Source organism: Desulfonema magnum, from assembly GCF_017377395.1.
In the GTDB taxonomy this organism is placed as follows: Bacteria; Desulfobacterota; Desulfobacteria; order Desulfobacterales; family 4be13; genus Desulfonema_C; species Desulfonema_C magnum.
Genome location: NZ_CP061800.1, coordinates 566399 through 585798, shown reverse-complemented (window position 1 = coordinate 585798; position 19400 = coordinate 566399). Strand labels below are relative to the sequence as shown.

The window sequence follows — 19400 nt, the reverse complement described above, 5'->3', positions numbered from 1 at the left end:
ATATCCGGGTGGAGACGCCGCCTGTGCGGAACTCCGCACAAAGCACAAATTTGCACTCCGGCCTGACAAACATTATGTTAAAGGCTATAAGAGGCAGAACCAAAAGTGGGGGAGGCTTGGATTTATCAATCCAAGCCAAGTGAGGAAGTGGGGCCGAGCCAAGGGCGGGGAGAGATGGCCGAACTAAGGGGCGGGTTGCTGAGGCCGAATCATCATCTTATGTCTGCGTGATATTTTTGCAGCGATCTGACCTTGGGCTTTCCTTTTCTTCGTGCAGCGATGCCTTTGGCAGCAGCGAGCGCGCCGGCAGATGTTGTAATATTGGGAATTTTATAGCTGATTCCGGCCTTGCGGATATAAGAATCATCTTCCTGGCTCTGCTTTCCGCTGGGCGTGTTGATGACCAACTGGATTTCTCCGTTTTTAATGGCATCCACAATATTAGGTCTGCCATGCCCCAGCTTCTTAATCGCCTCGGCCTCAATGCCGTTCTCTGACAGAAACTTATGCGTTCCCTCTGTTGCCATAATCTTAAAATTCATTTCTCTGAAAAGCCGTGCAGGCTCCAGAATACTTGATTTATCCGCATCTGTCACAGTAATCAGAACCGTTCCCTCAAGCGGCAGAACCAGCTGCGTGGCCTCCTGAGACTTGAAGAATGCCCGTCCGAAAGAATGAGACAGACCCAGGACTTCGCCAGTGGATCGCATTTCCGGGCCCAGAATCGGATCCACTTCCGGGAACATATTAAACGGAAAGACCGCCTCTTTGACACCAAAATGCGGGATGGGTTTCAGCGAAAGGTCAAGGTCCGCGATCTTTTTCCCCATCATGACCTGAGTGGCAAGCCTTGCCATTGAAATATTACAGACTTTGGAAACAATGGGCACAGTGCGCGAGGCCCTGGGATTGGCTTCCAGAATATAAACCGTGTCATTAAATATGGCGAACTGAACATTCATCAGGCCCACCACATTCAGTTCTATGGCGATTTTACGGGTATATTCACGGATGGTTTCAACGTGTTTCAGCGGTATGCTCACAGGAGGAATCACACATGCCGAGTCACCGGAATGCACACCGGCCAGTTCAATATGTTCCATCACCGCAGGCACAAACGCATCATTTCCGTCAGCAATGGCATCCGCCTCAGCTTCAATTGCGTATTCCAGGAACTTGTCTATTAAAATGGGTCGTTCAGGTGAGACATCCACAGCAGCAGCCACGTACTGTTTCAGCATTTCCTCATCCAGAACCACCTGCATGGCGCGTCCGCCCAGAACATAAGAGGGACGAACCATGAGCGGATACCCGATTTCATTGGCAATTTCAATGGCCTGTTCCAGCGTGCTGGCCATGCCGGATTTGGGCTGAGGAATGCCCAGTTTTAACATAACGTTGCGGAACTGATCTCTGTCTTCCGCGAGATCAATGGTTTCAGGAGATGTTCCCAGAATCGTGACACCGGCCTCGGCCAGTTCGCTGGCAATATTGAGCGGGGTCTGACCGCCAAACTGAACCACCACGCCCTCGGGTTTTTCTTTTTCATAAATACTCAGCACATCTTCCACAGTGAGCGGTTCAAAATACAATTTATCCGAAGTGTCGTAATCCGTGGAAACTGTCTCGGGGTTGCAGTTGACCATGATGGATTCATATCCCGCGTCACGAATGGCAAAGGCCGCGTGAACACAGCAGTAATCAAACTCAATCCCCTGTCCGATGCGGTTCGGCCCGCCGCCAAGCACCATGATTTTTTTCCGGTCGCTCACTTCCACCTTATTGGGTGCGTTATAAGTTGAGTAGTAATAAGCAGCATTTTCCACGCCGCTCACCGGAACCGGTTCCCAGGCTTCTGTCACGCCCAGAGAGATGCGTTTCTCACGAATATCTTTTTCCGGAATATTTAAAAGCTGAGACAGATATCTGTCTGCAAACCCATCTTTTTTGGCCTGGGTGAGCAACTCATCCGGAAGCATTCGGTTTTTGTATTTAAGGATTTGTTCCTCCAGTTCCACCATTTCCTTCATCTGCTCGATAAACCAGGGCTTGATGTGGGTTTTCTCGTAAAGTTCCTGAACACCGGCCCCTTTGCGTAATGCCTCATACATGAGAAACTGACGTTCACTTGACGCGAATCCCATCATCTGCATCAGTTCATCCAGGGATTTTCTATTGAAATCTTTTGCAAACCCCAGTCCGTAACGACCGATCTCCAATGAGCGAATGGCCTTCTGAAAAGATTCCTTATAGGTTTTGCCGATGCTCATGGCTTCGCCCACCGCACGCATCTGTGTGCCGAGTTTATCCTCGACGCCTTCGAATTTCTCAAAGGCCCACCGGGCAAATTTTACAACAACATACTCTCCCGAAGGCGTATATTTCTCAAGGGTTCCGTCCCGCCAATAGGGAATTTCATCCATTGTCAGGCCCCCGGCCAGAAGCGAGGAGACCAGGGCAATGGGAAAGCCTGTGGCTTTGGATGCCAGGGCTGAGGAGCGTGAGGTTCTCGGATTGATTTCAATGACAACGACCCGGCCTGTCTTGGGATCATGTGCAAACTGGATATTGGTTCCGCCAATGACTTCAATGGCTTCCACAATGTCATAAGAATATTTCTGAAGGCGTTCCTGCAATTCCGGAGCAATGCTCATCATGGGGGCGGTGCAGAAGGAATCACCGGTATGAACCCCCATTGCGTCCACATTTTCGATAAAGCAGACCGTAATCATCTGGTTTTTTGCGTCCCGGACCACTTCCAGTTCCAATTCTTCCCAGCCCAGGACCGATTCTTCCACAAGAACCTGACCCACAAGGCTTGCGGAAAGCCCCCGTGCGGCAATGGTGCGAAGTTCCTCAACATTGTAAACCATTCCGCCGCCTGTGCCGCCCATGGTGTATGCGGGCCGAATCACAACAGGATAACCAAATTCTTCTGCTATTTTTTCAGCATCTTCCACGGTATTGACTGTTTTTCCTCTTGCCATTTCAATGCCGAGGCGATCCATTGTGTTTTTAAACGCTGTCCGGTCTTCTCCGCGTTCGATTGCGTCAACATTCACACCAATGACCTTGACACCATATTCTTCCAGCACACCGGCTTTTGCCAGTTCAGAGGACAGATTCAGGCCGGACTGTCCGCCTAAGTTTGGCAGCAATGCGTCAGGACGTTCTGCCGCGATAATTTCTGTCAGCACTTTGATATTCAGCGGTTCAATGTACGTCACATCTGCTGTGCCCGGGTCTGTCATAATGGTCGCGGGGTTCGAGTTTACGAGTACAATTTCGTACCCCAGGGACCTTAAAGCCTTACAAGCCTGGGTTCCGGAATAGTCAAATTCACACGCCTGGCCGATGATAATGGGGCCTGAGCCAATAATCATTATTTTGTTAATGTCGTCACGTTTGGGCATATTATGTCTTTCCCTTTTTCTGCTTATGTTTTTTAGTTCATGCCCCCCACACGGGAAGCGGTCTGAGGAGGGTTATCAAATATAAGGCCCCTTTTCAAGTTTTAATTTCTGGCTGGTTTTATATGAAAGTGTTAGGTGTTAGGTGTTAAGTGTTAAGTGTTAGGAAAAACTATAAAACTTTCATTTTTCGTTGTGACCGGCAGCTCATGGCCGTTTATATGAAAAAGGTGTTAAGTGTTAAGTGTTAGGTGTTAGGAAAAAAAGTAAAACTTTCATTTTTCGGTGGTGTTCTAAAACTGGACTTGCCCCGATATTTGCCAAATTGATTCAATGGGTTAAAAAGTTTAAGTCCAGTTTTAGAACACTACCCATTTTTCGTTGTGACCGGCAGCTCATGGCCGTTTATATGAAAAAGGTGTTAAGTGTTAAGTGTTAGGTGTTAGGAAAAAAAGTAAAACTTTCATTTTTCGTTGTGACCGGCAGCTCATGGCCGTTTATATGAAAGTGATTTGTGATTTGTCATTGGTGGTTTGTGATTTGTATAACTTTTTACATCAAATAAACGCTCATGAAAAAGCCGGGTTTTTCGCCCCCGGTTATGAAAATGTTTTCAGATAAAAAACCCGGCTTTTCAAAATGTATTTTCACGGTAAAAAAAATGTAGGGTGGGTGCAGCGAAGCGAAACCCACCAGACAGCGTTGAGCCCTGTAAGTGCTTCACATATTTCTGCTTATAACGGATTTACGGGAGGGCTGACCAAGCCCCGTGGGGGCGGCATGTTTGTAGCATTAGTCATGCCGGGCCTGTGCAAAGCCCCGTGAGGGCGGCATATTTTGCAGCAGGCTTGCGAACCATGCCGCAAATATATGCCGCCAGAGGGCCGCCGCATGACGAATGCCGCAAATATGCCTCCCCCACGGGGCTTTTCCGGGCTGAATGATGAATTGCAGCAAGACGTTTTTCCCTTGCTCCAGCAGAGATGTTCCTGTTGACACATCAGAATATCCCATATATTCTGATAACATAAAATAAAAAACAAGGGGAGACTGTTATGAGCGCAAATTTGCAGAAACAAGTTGACGGGCTGGAAAAACGGACAGATTCGCTGGAATCCGTGCTGGGACAGTTCATCGCCTCCATGAATAAAATGATGATTCGCCAGGAAGCTGACACCAAAGCTTTCAAAGAAGAAATGAGAGTTTTCAGAGAGGACACGGACAGAACTCTGACTCGGATGGAAGCTGACACCAGGGCTTTCAAAGAAAAAACAGATGCGACCCTGTCCCGCATGGAAGCGGATACAAAAAATCTCAAGGCAGAGATGAAAGCATTCAAAAAGGAGATGAGGGCTGACAGAAAAGCGTTCAGTAAGGAGATGAGAGCACTAAAAAAAGAGACAGACAAAAAATGGGGCGAACTTGCCAACAGGCTGGGAACAGTGGCTGAGGACATTGCCGCACCCAACATACCGGGAGTTGCGGAGGAATATTTCGGAGACAGTAATTTCGAATCTTTTGCGGCACGCCTTCAGAGAAGAAAGTCGTCCGACCGGAACGTGCGGCGGGAGTTCGATGTGATCGGCGTGGCGGACAGGCATTTTTTCATCTGCGAGGTGAAATCGAATCCGAGACCGGAGGATGTCCGGGATTTTGTCAGCCTGCTGGAAGAAGTGCCGGATTATTTCCCGGAGTCCCGGGAAAGGAGAGTTGTTCCCATTTTTTCATCCCTGCACATCCCTGAGAATATTCTGAGACATCTGACACGGAGCGGGATTTATGCAATGGCGATGAGAGACGACACAATGGATTTACTGAATTTTGAAAAGGTTGCTGAAAGATAAAAAACGGACAGCCTTCGGAAAACGGTGGGTTAATGAAAATTTGTCTTTATAATGATGTGGCGTTCAAATGGGCTTTCGGAAGGCAGGAACAGACAACGCCGCTGATTTCGCTGCTGAATGCGGTCACGGGATATGATCACCCCGGCACCCTGTTCGGCAAGGTGCGGATTGTGAATCCTTTTGACATATCAAAGTACCAGGAGGACAAAATGGGCATACTTGACCTCCGGGTAAAGGAAAAAAGAACCGGGACATGGGCCGATGTTGAAATGCAGGTGGCGCACCAGAAATTCTATCCGGAGCGTTCCATGTTTTATCTGGCGGGTCTGTACAGGGATCAGCTGAATGCCGGAGAGGACTACGCCGCGCTGAGACCCTGCCACGGCATCCATATTCTGATGTCCGATCTTCTGGAGGACGAGACGGACTGGTACAACTGCTACAGAATGACCAATGTGAAAAGTCACAAACTGTTAAGCAGGCATTGGAATCTTTATTATCTGGAACTCGGGAAATTTCAGGAGGCCATGAGGAAAAAGGGCGTGTCATGGAACCCGCTGGAGCAGTGGTGCGGATTTCTGTCGGGAACCCATGAACCGTCCGAGCCTCTGGAAGAAAAATTCAGAGATAACAAAGGGATAAGGGAGGTACATGAAATGTTGCAGGAATTTACAGAAGATGAAAGACTGAGAGAGCAGTACCGGCTGCATGAGGCATGGCTCAGAGACCAGCGGAGCATAGAGCGGGAACGCAGGGAAATCAAAGAAAAACTCGCGGCTGAGACGCGGCTGAGAAAAAAGGCGGAAGCTGAGTTAAAAAAAAGAGAGAAAAAAGCGGAAGCCGAGTCAAAAGAAAGGGAAAGACGTTCTGTTCTGGCTCTGAGAGAGGCGGGATATTCAGATGAACGTATCGCCGATATGCTGGGTATCCCTGAAAAGAGAGTGAAAGCTGTCCGGAAATAAACAGTGAACCTCGCCCGTCCGGTTTCCCATGTATCGGAATATCTGGGAAACCGTCTGGAACAGGAAGTGAAGTCCCGGGCCGTCGCTGCCGGATAGCGTCATCATGAAGGGTTTCACAAAGAAGAGGGATTCATAAGAAAAGGATTGCAAGCCTCTTCTTATGCAAAATCCCTGCGGAGAAAGTACGGAACCAATGAAAATTTGTCTTTATAATGATGTGGCGTTCAAATGGGCTTTCGGGAGGCAGGAACAGACAAAGCCCCTGATTTCGCTGCTGAATGCGGTCACGGGATATGATCACCCCGCCACTATGTTCGGCGAGGTGCGGATTATGAATCCTTTTGACATATCAAAATACCAGAAGGATAAGATGGGCATACTTGATCTCCGGGTAAAGGAAAAAAAAACCGGGATATGGGCCGATGTTGAAATGCAGGTGGCGCATCAGAAATTTTATCCGGAGCGTTCCATGTTTTATCTGGCGGGTCTGTACAGGGATCAGCTAAATGCCGGAGAGGACTACGCCGCGCTGAGACCCTGCCACGGCATCCATATTCTGATGTCCGATCTTCTGGAGGACGAGACGGACTGGTACAACTGCTACAGAATGACCAATGTGAAAAGTCACAAACTGTTAAGCAGGCATTGGAATCTTTATTATCTGGAACTCGGGAAATTTCAGGAGGCCATGAGGAAAAAGGGCGTGTCATGGAACCCGCTGGAGCAGTGGTGCGGATTTCTCTCGGGAACCCATGAACCGTCCGAGCCTCTGGAAGAAAAATTCAGAAACAACAAGGGGATAATGGAGGTACATGAAATGTTGCAGGAATTTACAGAAGATGAAAGACTGAGAGAGCAGTACCGGCTGCATGAGGCATGGCTCAGAGACCAGCGGAGCATAGAGCGGGAACGCAGGGAAATCAAGAAAAAACTCGCGGCTGAGACGCGGCTGAGAAAAAAGGCGGAAGCTGAAAAAAGAAAGGCGGAAGCTGAAAAAAGAAAGGCGGAAGCTGAGTTGAAAAAAAGAGAGAAAAAGGCGGAAGCTGAGTTAAAAGAAAGGGAAAGATGTTCTGTTCTGGCTCTGAGAGAAGCGGGGTATGCGGATGAACGTATCGCTGATATGCTGGGTATCCCCGAAGACAGAGTGAAAGCTGTCCGGAAATAAACAGTGAACCTCGCCTGCCCGGTTTCCCATGTCGGGATGCCTGAGAATCAGTCACAGTCCGCATTCCGAACACATTTACGAACAGGTATGCCGGGAAGCTTTTTTTCGCATCTGTCCGCATGTTCCGAAGTTGCCGGAACAGTGACAAGAATAGGAGCGGAACAGCAAATTCCGGCCTATCTTGCTTTCAAATCGGCATGTCAGGCAGGGAGAATGGCATCCGCCCCGCAGCGAAGCTGAACAGGGGACGGGCGAAACAGATCGGAGGGCGGACGGTCTCCGAAAAGTACAGGAAAAGCGCATAAGAAAAGGAATGTTGAGCAAATTAGAATTATTCGCTACAAGGATTTTCTGTAAGAATAGGGATTCATAAGAAAGGGATTGCAAGCCTCTTCTTATGCAAAATCCCTGCGGAGAAAGTACGGAACCAATGAAAATTTGCCTTTATAATGATGTGGCGTTCAAATGGGCTTTCGGAAGGCAGGAACAGACAAAGCCCCTGATTTCGCTGCTGAATGCGGTCACGGGATATGATCACCCCGGCACCCTGTTCGGCAAGGTGCGGATTATGAATCCTTTTGACATATCAAAGTACCAGGAGGACAAAATGGGCATACTTGACCTCCGGGTAAAGGAAAAAAGAACCGGGACATGGGCCGATGTTGAAATGCAGGTGGCGCACCAGAAATTCTATCCGGAGCGTTCCATGTTTTATCTGGCGGGTCTGTACAGGGATCAGCTAAATGCCGGAGAGGACTACGCCGCGCTGAGACCCTGCCACGGCATCCATATTCTGATGTCCGATCTTCTGGAGGACGAGACGGACTGGTACAACTGCTACAGAATGACCAATGTGAAAAGTCACAAACTGTTAAGCAGGCATTGGAATCTTTATTATCTGGAACTCGGGAAATTTCAGGAGGCCATGAGGAAAAAGGGCGTGTCATGGAACCCGCTGGAGCAGTGGTGCGGATTTCTCTCGGGAACCCATGAACCGTCCGAGCCTCTGGAAGAAAAATTCAGAAACAACAAGGGGATAATGGAGGTACATGAAATGTTGCAGGAATTTACAGAAGATGAAAGACTGAGAGAGCAGTACCGGCTGCATGAGGCATGGCTCAGAGACCAGCGGAGCATAGAGCGGGAACGCAGGGAAATCAAGGAAAAACTGGCAGCTGAGACGCGGCTGAGAAAAAAGGCGGAAGCTGAAAAAAGAAAGGCGGAAGCTGAGTTGAAAAAAAGAGAGAAAAAGGCGGAAGCTGAAAAAAGAAAGGCGGAAGCTGAGTTGAAAAAAAGAGAGAAAAAGGCGGAAGCTGAGTTAAAAGAAAGGGAAAGATGTTCTGTTCTGGCTCTGAGAGAAGCGGGGTATGCGGATGAACGTATCGCCGAGATGCTGGGTATCCCCGAAGACAGAGTGAAAGCTGTCCGAAAATAAAGGGATAACTCAGGGGATACAATACTTATTTTTTGATAAAAAAGCCCGGCAGAAAATTGAGATCGGACAAATAAATATTGTGTTCCCCGAAAAAAATGTCCCCCGAAAAAAACAATTTGACAGTGCAGATTCAGACTGATAACATCCGATAGTGGTACAGAAATATTCATTATGCCATCTTACAATATCGTGGCAGAGGAGAAATCAAAAAAAATTCTGACTGGTGCAGAAATACTTTTGGAAAATTTGTTCAGGCGAAGCGAAAAAAACTTTCATATCTCCCCAAAAAAACGGAACAAAAACAGGATCAGTTTCAGAATGTCTTACAGATATCTCTTTCATCATCTCAAGGCAAAACTGACGCTGATATGGCGAAAATTTTTATCGCCGGAACCTCCGCAGTTCAGCACGCCGGAAAACGTTTCGTCAGTGATGGATCGGAAAGGGGGCTGAACGATGAAACAGCAGGTCGGCAGGTCTGCAAGCTGCATATGGGGATTGATAGCCCTCCGGCCGAGATTCCTCCGGCTTAAAATCCATATTTAACCTTATATCACGGAGCATTCCATATGAAGACTGGCGACCCCCTGAGTTCGGAAGTCAAAACAGCGATTTTCAGCGAATCAATGGGTTTTAATGATCTTCCGTCTGACGCGTACAAGAGTCTGGCTGAACTCGCTGATTCAAGGCGATTTGCCAAAAATGCCGTTATTTTCAGAGCTGGCGAACCCTGTCGAGCCTTTTATCTCGTGGGCGAGGGGCTGGTTCGCATTTCTATCTGTTCCCTGACTGGCAAACGCCTTACTTATTTACTGGTCAGATATGGAGAACCCTTGAATTTAGTAGGCCCATTCACTGGTGAGCCTCGTCTGACAGAGGCCGAGGCTGCTGAGGATTCGATCATCCTAAGCATAAAACGGGAAAAATTCATTCCTTTTGCCTTTGCATATCCTCAGGTCGTTATCAATATCATTCGCATCCTCGGACAAGCTGTTGACAGTGCAAATACGAGAATCCTTGACATGATGGAGAAAAAAGTCGAATATCGCCTGATGCGTGCGCTGTTTACCTTATATAACAAATTCGGAGCCAGACTGAGTTTTACCAGTACAGAACTGGCTGAACTGGCAGGCACAACCACAGAATCAGCATTGCGGGCTTTAAGCCGCTTGCGAGAAAAAAACATCATTGAAACCGGGCGGCGTGAAATTCACATTGTCAGACCAGAGGAATTAAGTCATCCTGAAATCGAGAGGTTATGGATATGAGTTCGCCTTTAGGCGGTCTGGCATCGCCTAAAGGCAAATTCATTCTTGGAAATCGCCTTAGTTACTTTCTCCTGTCAATTCTCTGATATCTGAGATGTTAAGTTCGAGCATCTTCAGACTTGCCTGAATTCTTGCCACATTACGGTACAGCGCAGGAAAGTCTTCTCCCAGGCGTTTCAGTTCATCGGCTGTCGAGATCATCACCTGAATCTGGTCATCTATTTCTTTTATGTTCATAATGAATTTCCTCCCCCATTATTTCTTTCTCAAATCTTTGAACCGCTTGGCCTTGACCTCATAACGGGGCAGTTTTCCGTAGTCGTAGAAATCGATCCGGTATCCGAGATTGGTCTTGAGCCGGAGTTGGTCCTTAAGTATTGCCTCAATGGACTTGACCTGATCCTCTGCCCCGGGGATCAGTTCCACTTTCAGCTTGATCCGGTCAATATCTCCGAGCCGATCAACCAGAACCTCGTATTCGTCACCTAATCCCTCGACATCACGCACCACCTCCTCAATGGCCGCGGGCGAGAGCAGCACGCCTTTGACCTTGGTGATATCGTCAGCCCGTCCCTGCACGCCGCCTTTAATCAGCCGGAAGGTTCGTCCGCAGGGACACGGTTCCGGGTCCCATTCAATCACATCCTTGGCATCAAAGCGGACACAGGGCTGCCCTATCCGGTCAAGGGCTGTGATCACCATTTTGCCCTTTCTGCCCGGCTCCTCAATAGATTCTCCGGTCTCCATATCTTCAATTTCAACTAAAAACATGGCTTCGTTCACATGCATTCCGCCCGGCTGATGGCCGCACTCGTAAGACCATGCCCCGATCTCAGTGGCTCCGGCGTGATCAAAAACTTTCGCATTCCAGGCAGATTCCATGCGTTTCTTGGTACTCGGAATGCTGGCTCCGGGTTCGCCTGCACAGGTGATTCTCCGGATCCCGAGCTGGGTGGGATCAATGTTCATTTTGGTCCGGGCTGTGTCGGCCATTCCCAGAATATAGGTCGGCGTGGCCATCATGGCGGTAGCCCTGAGTTCTTCTATTTTAAGAATTCTGGCCTGGGTGTCAAGAACGCCTCCGGGAACGACTTCGCATCCGAGCTTCTCCGCAGCATAGTGGGCGGCCCAGAAGGCCACGAAAATATTGTATCCAAAGGGAAGAAAAACCCGGTCTGAAGGCCGGTAGCCCTGGGCCCAGAGGATGTAGCACCAGTTCTCAGCCCACCATTCCCAGTCCTGCCAGGTATCAGCCTGATAAACCGGCTGGCCCGTTGTGCCGCTGGTCTGCCGGAATTCGCTGACCTCTTCAAGGGGAACGCACAAGGCATCACCGTAAGGAAAGGGGTCCTTGCGCTGAATGTCCCGCATCATTGATTTTTCCACTTTGGGAACCCGGCGGATGTCTTCAAAACTGCGGATATCCTCAGGAGTAACGCCTGCCTCGTCGTAAAGCTTCCGGTGAAACCGGGAATTTTCATAAGTCCAGGTGAAGATCCGCCGGAATTTTTTCAACTGGAGGGAGTGGAGCTTTTCCCGAGGCAGTGTTTCCAAAACGGGATTCCAATATTTCTGTTCTGTATTCATAAAATACCTCTTTAAAGAGCAGTGTAAATTTAAGATTAAAAACTGGGTAGTCCCGCAAATATAGTGATGAATCCCGTTCATTCCCCCGGCTATCAGAACACTGAATTTTATTCATCACTACTTGTGCAGGACTATCAAAACTGAACATACTGATTATAACGGATCAAGATATATATTCCCTGTCCATATGGACAGTCATACTGTATGAATTCATGCGAAAAAAGATTGGGTCTCATATAAGCCGGGGTCGTTTTCCAAAAAATTTCTCAGAATCTGCTTTTTTAAGGCGGGCCAGGTTTCTCAACCTGACCTGCAATATAAGAATGATGATGTCTCGGAATTTATCGTTCTTCAGCCGTAGCATAGACCCCTCCTGATGCATCAGTTCGCTCATGGGAGCGTTGACGGGTCAGCGCACTGTGGAAAAATATTGCCAGACTTTTATTTTCGATGTCACCCGGCTGGGTAATAAGACTTCCGACCACAAAAACAATCCCTGCGACCACAAGGGACATCAGAAAGCCGTTCAGTTGGAGCAGAGATGCCTGGGGAAACAGGACCATGCTCTTTCCGCCGATCGCGAAAAATGTAAGGTTCATCCCCACACCCGCCAGCGTGGAGGCGATGGCGGCATGGCGGGTGGCTCTTTTCCAGAAATATGCCCCCCAGAGCGGGAAGATGGTCACCGCGACCATACCGAAAGCGATCACGGAAAGTTCCGCCACGGGCGTGTTCGGATTCCATGCCAGGATGACACATATGATCATGATTCCGCCCACAGCCAGACGGGCAACTGTCACCAGTTCGCCGGACGTGGCGGACGGTCTGAGCAGCTTGTAAAGATCATTGGAAACATTGGTGGCGTTTCCGAATACAAGGCCATTGACAGTGGACATGGCCGCGGTGAATCCGCCTGCGACGGCGAGGGCTGCAAGCCAGTTCGGCAGCACGGCGGTGGCAACAAGCCCGTAAACCTTATCCGCCTGAACGCCTTTCAGACCGGGAATGATGATTGTGGAAGCGATGCCCACCAGGGTGGTGCAGATCACGAGAATCATGCAGAGTCCGCCAAAGGAGACCACCATGGCTTTGAATCCTTTGGCAGATCGGCTCGAATACGCGTGCATGTAAGGCTGGGGAAAACATACAGAACCCAGACACATGGCCGCTGCAAATCCGAACACCATGGGATAACTCCAGACTTTGCCGCCCTTGGCCCCGAGCTGGAAAAGTTCCGGGTGTCTTTCATAAACAAGGTCCATGGTGGGACCAAAGCCGCCGTTTTTCATCATCACAGTGAAAAAGAGGACAAAGACCATAACGGAAAAAAAGATTCCCTGAACCGTGTTCACCCAGGCAGCCCCCTTCATGCCGCCCATGATCAGATAAACTGCAATAAACGCAGGAACAAAGAGGAGTCCCATTTTATAAGGAATGATTGCCTCGCTCATGGCTTCGAGCATGAGACCGATTCCCTGAATCTGGGCAACCAGATAAGGAATCGAAGCCAGTATCGTGACCACGGGGATTAACACCCGCATCCCGTTGCCATATCGTTCTCCAAAGGGCGCACCCATGGAGACCCATTTTCTTGATCTGCCGAGTATGAATGTTTTTCTGTGCATGAAATACCAGAGAAATCCCAGGGGTACAAGGTTTACGCAAAGGACGAACAGCGCACCGAAACCGGTCCGGTAGCCGAGACTCGACATGCCGAACATGGAGAAGGCACTGAGAAAAGAGGAGAGCAGACTGAAAATAAGCACGAAATACCCGAGGCTTGACCCCGCTACAAAATAATCATCCGCGCTGCGTGCGGACCCTCGGCGGAAAGCCGCATAACTAATCACAACGGAAATCATACAAATACCGGTAATAATAAGGACTGCGCTCATGATTTTATCTCCTTCCTTTTTGCCTGGTCCAGTTCGGAAATAATCTCCTCAAGGTCTCTGTCGCTGAGAGACAGACCCGTATGAAACAGATATATCCATTCCGCAATAAAAAGAATAATGCCAAGAATTATTACGATAAAGGCCCAGCCTGGTATGCTGAAAATTCGCCCTGAATCACCATATCGTCCGTAGATTACCGGGCACCATATCATCGCAGTTAGAAAAATGAATACTGCGATAAATATTCCATTTCGTTTGTCAGATTGCTCTTTCATTATTTTATCCTTTTTAACTAAATGTCTATAACCATGAAATATGGATCGTCATTTTCATGGCAAGCCTCCTCCTGTTTTGTTGCTAAGTACTCTGTTTCAGAATTAATATCAGGGCCATACAGAAATCTTCAGGGCGGAGGGACATGACCCTGACATTATTTCTGAAACAAAGCAGTAACTAGCCGAACATAAATTTTCCGACACCCTTATTATTGTATGGGAAGTGCTGGAAAAGTTTTATCCAAACGCTTCTGGATAAGCGTCTCCTTTTTAAAAAGAAATAAGGAGAACAGATGAGTACCTTTAAGAAAGTGAATGCTGTTCATTAAAAAAATTTCGATATCTCCCGGGATGATAATTATGAAGCAGATATATCGGAATGAAAAAAAGCTGTCTATGACCGTCGTCATAGCAGCGAAAAAATTTTTCCGGAGTCATTTTTTCGAGGTCAAAGCTATAGAATGGTACCACAAAGCCGCAGAAAACGGACATGTCGAAGCTATGTACCGACTTGGCAAAATTTATGAGACCATGTATAGTGTTGAGGATTATTTGGAAGCGGAACAGTGGTATCGTAACGCATCGGGGAGAAAAACGCTGATTATAATGCTACAAACATGCCGCACCCACGGGGCTTTGGCGGGGACTTTCAAACCTGCTACAAACATGCCGCACCCACGGGGCTTTGGCGGGGAATTTCAAACCTGCTACAAACATGCCGCCCCCACGGGGCTTTGACGGGGAATTTCAAACCTGCTACAAACATGCCGCCCCCACGGGGCTTTGACGGGGAATTTCAAACCTGCTAGAAACATGCCGCCCCACGGGGCTTTGACGGGGAATTTTAAACCTGCTAGAAACATGCCGCACCCACGGGGCTTTGGCGGGGAATTTCAAACCTGCTAGAAACATGCCGCACCCACGGGGCTTTGGCGGGGAGTTCCAAACCTGCTATTTTTATTTCATAATTTTTTTCTCGGAAAGTCTCAGCATGAAAGTGATAATATGTCGGAAACGCTGTGATAGGCAAGAAATTTTTTCCTGATTATAACGGATTCAGGGAAAGGACCGATATCTGTCAAGCCCCGTAGGAACAGCATATTTTAACTTATATGCTGAATATTTTATCCGCGGCTTGGTAAGAGAAAAATAAGGCCGCCACATAATAAAGCGGATTCAGGAGAAGCTGATACTCACGGTAACAATAAATGACAACAGCAAAGCACAAAATCAGGGCCGATACGATCATGATTTTCCGTAATAAGATGTGCGAAAATTTAAATCTGATAAAAGTGCCTAAGATGCCGAATAACGCGATGAAAGCCAATTGTCCCCATGGCCCGGAAAAGTGAATGCAGACTCTGTTTAAGAGGGTGTTTATCACATCCGCTTGCAGCTCCATGCCATAGCGGTCCTCACGTTGAAAGCTTCTGAACACATCAAAAATATCCCTTCTGTTCTGTACGCCCACCAGAACAATCTTGCCGTTAAATTGCTTTTTTAGTTCATGTTCCCCTGTCCGCGTGATAATTTCCGTGTAAACAAATCTTCGCACGGGGTCTCTCAGCACGTCACTGGGGGATATGTCAATCAACTGATTCAAAAGTTTATCCTCTTTTTGGATAATCAGACATCCCTTTTGAGAGCGATCCGCTTCTGATTGTTCGGAAAATCGTATCTCTCTGAAGTCAGGCATATTCATGCTCTCTGACATTCGGAGACGTTCGGCATCTATATGGAGAATTTTACTTCCCAGATAGGATAGTACCGCACTGAGCGGTAAGGAAGGTATGGGAGGAAGATTTTCTCTTATGAGAACCAGCGGAGCCTTTACCGCATACCCTAATTTTTCCCCCATACAAAGCATTCCGAACCCGCTCACAGCCTGTCTGAGTCCATCGGTGATCTTTGGGGCATCTCCCTCAACATCCCGGATACCCACAATGATTTCTGTTCCCTGCTTCCTTGCCTGCTGAATTGATTCTGTAAGCGCATCATCAAACACGGTTGTTTCTTCAAAAAACAAATCAAACGCAATGACTTTGGCCCCTGCCCGGGAGAGCTTTTTTATCAGCACCGCGTGATTTTTCCGCCAGGTTTTATCAAACCCCTCATCTTCAATGGCAACAATGGCAATCTGCTCATTAAATGATGTTTTTTTGAACATATCTCCGAGCATCATGGTGACACTTTCGAGTCTTGTGTCCAGCGTAAGAAAATCAAAAATGCGTATCCATAAAAGAAAGAATACAATGAAAATGGTAAAAAAAGCTGAACCGCGGATTATTTTTGATTTTTTGTCACGACGTTTCTCATATCCTTGCAATCCTCGGACAACATCTCGGGCTGACGGACGTTTTTCAGTATCCCGGCGCAGACATGCCCTGATGTCTTTCCGAAGAATCGGGTCAGTTACGAGAAGCAGATCAATATCTGTAACGTTGTCTGCCCTGCGGCTGAACAACTGATAAAGAATAATACCGAGTGCGGAAATATCCTCGGATGTATTGCCGCAGCTCTCCGCAGATCCGACCCGTTTCAGCTTGAGAACAGGGGCATGGTCAGGACTTTCCGGTGGCTGAATCAGAAAATCTGACAGCCGGATATCCGGATATGTCAGTCCGGCCTTATGAAGACGGGCCAGGGCCTCAGCCATCTGTTTTCCAATATTTCGTTGAATTTCCGGAGAGATATCTTGCCCTTTGCGTTCAAGCCATTGTTTCATATCTCCGCCCGCCATATACTCCGACTGGATATAATACGGCGGTTTTTCATGACTTGTTTCTGTAATTCCCAGGATACCCGGCGGAGGCGTTGTGCCGGTTTTCTCTGTCAGACGTTTAAAGGCATTCACCTCCGCGTTCAGATGCCTGATTTTACTTTTATGGACGCAGAATTTAAATACACTTGAGGATTCGAGAGTCCGGTGATGTGCGAGCCACACTTGGCCGAACCTGCTCTCTCCCAGTTTTTCTTTCATTATCCAGTTTGTTCCTGGTAATGCTTTATCCATTGCCGGATGCCATCCGGACACATCATCACCAAAGAACACGGGTTCGGCCTTTTGATTTCCAGCTGGTTTTTTAAAAGGAGCCGCGCGTTTCTCGCCCACTTCGCAGATGCCGAGAGGATGCTCACGTCCCTTGATCCGATAAAGGCCGTGCTGCTCCCAGCCAAGGTCTCCGAGACCTTCCAATTTACATCCCCTGAGCGCGTGCCGGGCATCGTCAAAGACCGGAAGAGAACATAAAATCTGTCCGCCCTGGGCCAGCCCCATGATCCGGGCAGTTGTATCCGCCTGTATTCCTTTGATATCGCCGATCTTCCCCGGGATTCCCGGCCCTCCGAGGCCATCTTCCTCGATAATTGTCCCCATATGAATTCCAACGCGGAATTCAGGCAGCCTGGATAAGTCATTGCTCAGAGGCGGGATATCCGGCAGGCGGAACATATCCTCAGACAAGTCCTCCACGTTACCTGTACGGGCTTCCCGATGTATGGCCTGGACGCGAAGGGCAAAAATAATTGCATCGCCTGGTTTGAGAAAAACAATGATATAGGAATCGCCCTCTGCTCGCACCGCCTGAGCATTTTCAAATTTTTTCAGCGCATGCAGCAAAATGGTTCTGTGCAGATCTTCCAGCCGTTTGGCCCGCACATCACCGATCTCTTCTTTAATTCCGGTTGAGTCTGCCAAATCCGTGAACAGGATTATCAGAAAATTCGTCTGATACCGGCTGAGGAATGATTGGATTTTCTCCTGATCATCCACGGAAAGTACCGCAGTTTGATCAGAAACCTGCGTTTTTTTATTGTTCGTATGCTCTGTCATATTATTTATCCGCTAAAATAAGGCGCGCCAATAAAATAAGACGTGCCAAACTTACAGTTTGGCAAAACAACATCTTTTGAAAATTTCTGATTATAACGGATTCAGGGGAGATCGGCCAAGCCATGTGGGGGCGGGATATTACCCGGTTGCTACAAATATGCCGCCCCTGCGGGGTTTGGCCTCAATACTGTTGACTTAAGCGTAAGCGAATTTTCCGGTGTTTTCTCCGGAGTGCGAAAAATGCTTTTTCGCAGGCGCAAAAATAAAATTTTTGCACTCCGGACCCGTTCGGATTTGCCTAAGTCAACAGCATTGGGCTTGGCCTGGGCATGCAAACCTGCTGCTACAAATTGACGGGACGCGGAGAATCGTTTCCGCGGCCTCCCGTGCTGTCCGGTATCTGCTGAATATGAAAGCGGTCCGGCCGTCAGTCGCGGGTCATTTTAAGTGAGCGTTTTTCCGTAAAAACAATTTCCAGATGTGCAATCCTGCTTACCAGTATGCTTTTCCGGATTCAGGCATATCCCCTTTGACGATCACCGAAATTCAACGGGATGATTTACGGACATCCGCTTTTGTATAGGCATTAGCAGAAAGCAGTTTGCCTGTAACTGGCAAAGAGGTTACATCGGACTCCACCAGTTGAAGGTGTATGCGATTAAGCAGCTTTTTCGCATCAGGATGATTTTTGAGGCACTCCTTATATTCTCTCATCAGTCGAAAGCTGTCCGCGTGGAGATCGAGTTCGGGGGTTGAATCGCTGATAACCTGGAGATATAGGGCCTGTCTCATACCGGGGCACACGTCCGCATACTTCTTCGCCACCTCCGCCATCTGCGATCGGATATTGTCAGATTCTTTTTTTCCTAAGATATGAATATGATAAACTCTCGATTTCTTCTTTTTCATGGTTTCAACATACCATTCATAAGATGTTCCTGCCTGAAATTCAGCATCAACTCGAAGGAGTTCGCCTATTCTCATGTCTTTTATAATCGGTTCGTTCGGATTTTTTTCTGAAATGATAAACAGCTTTGATTCGGAACAAGGTAAGTCGCCGGTGCCAGCAAGGATATTCGCCCATCTGAAGAGTATTGGCTCACCATGAAGCACGGTTGCCCCCTCCAATGGCCAGACAGAAAATAAAAAATCATCGGGAAAACATGAGATATTCTCTCCGGTCCGGGTTTGTTTCGGGACAAGAGCTTTCCATTTATGCGTGAGGGCTTTTTTCATGGCATCCGGAAGAAGGTTGAGAAAGCCTTCGGGAGTAGTAAGCGTTCTTGGGTCACATGTTACTGTCATTCTTTTGCTTACAATTATCTGACCGCAATCAGGATGCCTGTAAATGAGTGTAATGCTTTTCCCTTCAAGGGGAATAATGACATCACCGTTAAGCACAGGCATATCCCGGACAAGCGGCTCAACAGATTTTCCATTTCGTAAAAGCCGATAGCACTCATCAGGAGCCATACCCGCGGGTATCTGCACAATCCCCACGTTTGACAGCGGCTCCTGTGCCTGAATATCTGCCACCAGTAACATAAAAAAAATACACCATAAAATTTTTACAAAAATATCCCGCATCATTTATTCTCCTCATCTGAAGATTGATAAAAAATTCATCGTATCCTTCAGTTATCCGGACACAGCAGAACAGTAACATATCTGCTGACAGTCACAGCCCTCTCCCCCGATGTCTGGTTCAGATTGGCAAAACCAAACCT

General features: G+C 47.9%; 14 protein-coding genes. 7 read left to right on the top strand and 7 right to left on the bottom strand.

What is annotated here, in order from left to right; all coding sequences use genetic code 11:
- Positions 1–212 precede the first annotated feature (212 nt).
- The gene (gene carB, locus dnm_RS02290) at positions 213–3413 is read right to left on the bottom strand and encodes a carbamoyl-phosphate synthase large subunit (protein ID WP_207681106.1); all 3201 of its coding nucleotides are present in this window, start codon (positions 3411–3413) and stop codon (positions 213–215) included.
- Positions 3414–4465: 1052 nt separating this feature from the next.
- On the opposite strand from carB, the gene dnm_RS02285 reads away from it, so the two are divergent.
- The 6 genes from dnm_RS02285 to dnm_RS02260 all read left to right on the top strand — a co-directional run bounded on the left by dnm_RS02285 (position 4466) and on the right by dnm_RS02260 (position 10084).
- Positions 4466–5254, top strand: a complete 789-nt coding sequence (locus dnm_RS02285; protein ID WP_207681105.1) for a hypothetical protein — start codon at positions 4466–4468, stop codon at positions 5252–5254.
- Between the two features lie 32 nt (positions 5255–5286).
- Complete coding sequence (locus dnm_RS02280; RefSeq protein ID WP_207681104.1) at positions 5287–6216, top strand: Rpn family recombination-promoting nuclease/putative transposase; 930 nt, start codon at positions 5287–5289, stop codon at positions 6214–6216.
- A 193-nt stretch (positions 6217–6409) separates the two neighbouring features.
- Positions 6410–7381 (top strand): Rpn family recombination-promoting nuclease/putative transposase, encoded by a 972-nt coding sequence (locus tag dnm_RS02275; RefSeq protein WP_207681103.1) that lies wholly within the window; start codon positions 6410–6412, stop codon positions 7379–7381.
- 430 nt (positions 7382–7811) lie between these two features.
- Positions 7812–8816 (top strand): Rpn family recombination-promoting nuclease/putative transposase, encoded by a 1005-nt coding sequence (locus dnm_RS02270; protein WP_207681102.1) that lies wholly within the window; start codon positions 7812–7814, stop codon positions 8814–8816.
- Between the two features lie 171 nt (positions 8817–8987).
- Positions 8988–9269: a hypothetical protein gene (locus dnm_RS02265; RefSeq protein WP_207681101.1), complete on the top strand. Its 282-nt coding sequence runs from the start codon at positions 8988–8990 to the stop codon at positions 9267–9269.
- 116 nt (positions 9270–9385) lie between these two features.
- Positions 9386–10084, top strand: coding sequence for a Crp/Fnr family transcriptional regulator (locus dnm_RS02260; protein WP_207681100.1), 699 nt, complete (start codon positions 9386–9388; stop codon positions 10082–10084).
- A 57-nt stretch (positions 10085–10141) separates the two neighbouring features.
- Here dnm_RS02260 and dnm_RS02255 read toward each other — a convergent pair whose 3' ends face one another.
- The 4 genes from dnm_RS02255 to dnm_RS02240 all read right to left on the bottom strand — a co-directional run bounded on the left by dnm_RS02255 (position 10142) and on the right by dnm_RS02240 (position 13841).
- Positions 10142–10321, bottom strand: a complete 180-nt coding sequence (locus dnm_RS02255) for a hypothetical protein (RefSeq protein ID WP_207681099.1) — start codon at positions 10319–10321, stop codon at positions 10142–10144.
- An 18-nt stretch (positions 10322–10339) separates the two neighbouring features.
- Positions 10340–11671 carry a phenylacetate--CoA ligase family protein gene (locus dnm_RS02250; RefSeq protein ID WP_207681098.1) on the bottom strand — a complete coding sequence of 444 codons (1332 nt, stop codon included), beginning with the start codon at positions 11669–11671 and terminating at the stop codon, positions 10340–10342.
- Positions 11672–12012: 341 nt separating this feature from the next.
- A complete protein-coding gene (locus dnm_RS02245) occupies positions 12013–13566 on the bottom strand; it encodes a sodium:solute symporter family protein (RefSeq protein ID WP_207681097.1) in 1554 nt (517 codons plus the stop codon).
- Positions 13563–13841: a DUF997 domain-containing protein gene (locus tag dnm_RS02240; RefSeq protein ID WP_207681096.1), complete on the bottom strand. Its 279-nt coding sequence runs from the start codon at positions 13839–13841 to the stop codon at positions 13563–13565. Before dnm_RS02240 ends, dnm_RS02245 begins: the two co-directional genes overlap by 4 nt.
- A gap of 360 nt (positions 13842–14201) precedes the next feature.
- Between dnm_RS02240 and dnm_RS02235 the strand changes: the two genes are divergently transcribed.
- Positions 14202–14579: a tetratricopeptide repeat protein gene (locus dnm_RS02235; protein ID WP_207681095.1), complete on the top strand. Its 378-nt coding sequence runs from the start codon at positions 14202–14204 to the stop codon at positions 14577–14579.
- Between the two features lie 370 nt (positions 14580–14949).
- On the opposite strand, the gene dnm_RS02230 is transcribed toward dnm_RS02235, so the two are convergent.
- Both dnm_RS02230 and dnm_RS02225 read right to left on the bottom strand, forming a co-directional pair.
- Positions 14950–17673 (bottom strand): CHASE2 domain-containing protein, encoded by a 2724-nt coding sequence (locus dnm_RS02230; protein WP_207681094.1) that lies wholly within the window; start codon positions 17671–17673, stop codon positions 14950–14952.
- Between the two features lie 546 nt (positions 17674–18219).
- Positions 18220–19263 carry a hypothetical protein gene (locus dnm_RS02225; protein ID WP_207681093.1) on the bottom strand — a complete coding sequence of 348 codons (1044 nt, stop codon included), beginning with the start codon at positions 19261–19263 and terminating at the stop codon, positions 18220–18222.
- Positions 19264–19400: the final 137 nt, after the last annotated feature.

What these genes read in the sequence shown, in the direction of transcription:
- carB (WP_207681106.1), bottom strand. Translation starts at nt 3,413, where the DNA reads ATGCCCAAACGTGACGACATTAACAAAATAATGATTATTGGCTCAGGC.
- dnm_RS02285 (WP_207681105.1), top strand. Translation starts at nt 4,466, where the DNA reads ATGAGCGCAAATTTGCAGAAACAAGTTGACGGGCTGGAAAAACGGACA.
- dnm_RS02280 (WP_207681104.1), top strand. Translation starts at nt 5,287, where the DNA reads ATGAAAATTTGTCTTTATAATGATGTGGCGTTCAAATGGGCTTTCGGA.
- dnm_RS02275 (WP_207681103.1), top strand. Translation starts at nt 6,410, where the DNA reads ATGAAAATTTGTCTTTATAATGATGTGGCGTTCAAATGGGCTTTCGGG.
- dnm_RS02270 (WP_207681102.1), top strand. Translation starts at nt 7,812, where the DNA reads ATGAAAATTTGCCTTTATAATGATGTGGCGTTCAAATGGGCTTTCGGA.
- dnm_RS02265 (WP_207681101.1), top strand. Translation starts at nt 8,988, where the DNA reads ATGCCATCTTACAATATCGTGGCAGAGGAGAAATCAAAAAAAATTCTG.
- dnm_RS02260 (WP_207681100.1), top strand. Translation starts at nt 9,386, where the DNA reads ATGAAGACTGGCGACCCCCTGAGTTCGGAAGTCAAAACAGCGATTTTC.
- dnm_RS02255 (WP_207681099.1), bottom strand. Translation starts at nt 10,321, where the DNA reads ATGAACATAAAAGAAATAGATGACCAGATTCAGGTGATGATCTCGACA.
- dnm_RS02250 (WP_207681098.1), bottom strand. Translation starts at nt 11,671, where the DNA reads ATGAATACAGAACAGAAATATTGGAATCCCGTTTTGGAAACACTGCCT.
- dnm_RS02245 (WP_207681097.1), bottom strand. Translation starts at nt 13,566, where the DNA reads ATGAGCGCAGTCCTTATTATTACCGGTATTTGTATGATTTCCGTTGTG.
- dnm_RS02240 (WP_207681096.1), bottom strand. Translation starts at nt 13,841, where the DNA reads ATGAAAGAGCAATCTGACAAACGAAATGGAATATTTATCGCAGTATTC.
- dnm_RS02235 (WP_207681095.1), top strand. Translation starts at nt 14,202, where the DNA reads ATGAAGCAGATATATCGGAATGAAAAAAAGCTGTCTATGACCGTCGTC.
- dnm_RS02230 (WP_207681094.1), bottom strand. Translation starts at nt 17,673, where the DNA reads ATGACAGAGCATACGAACAATAAAAAAACGCAGGTTTCTGATCAAACT.
- dnm_RS02225 (WP_207681093.1), bottom strand. Translation starts at nt 19,263, where the DNA reads ATGATGCGGGATATTTTTGTAAAAATTTTATGGTGTATTTTTTTTATG.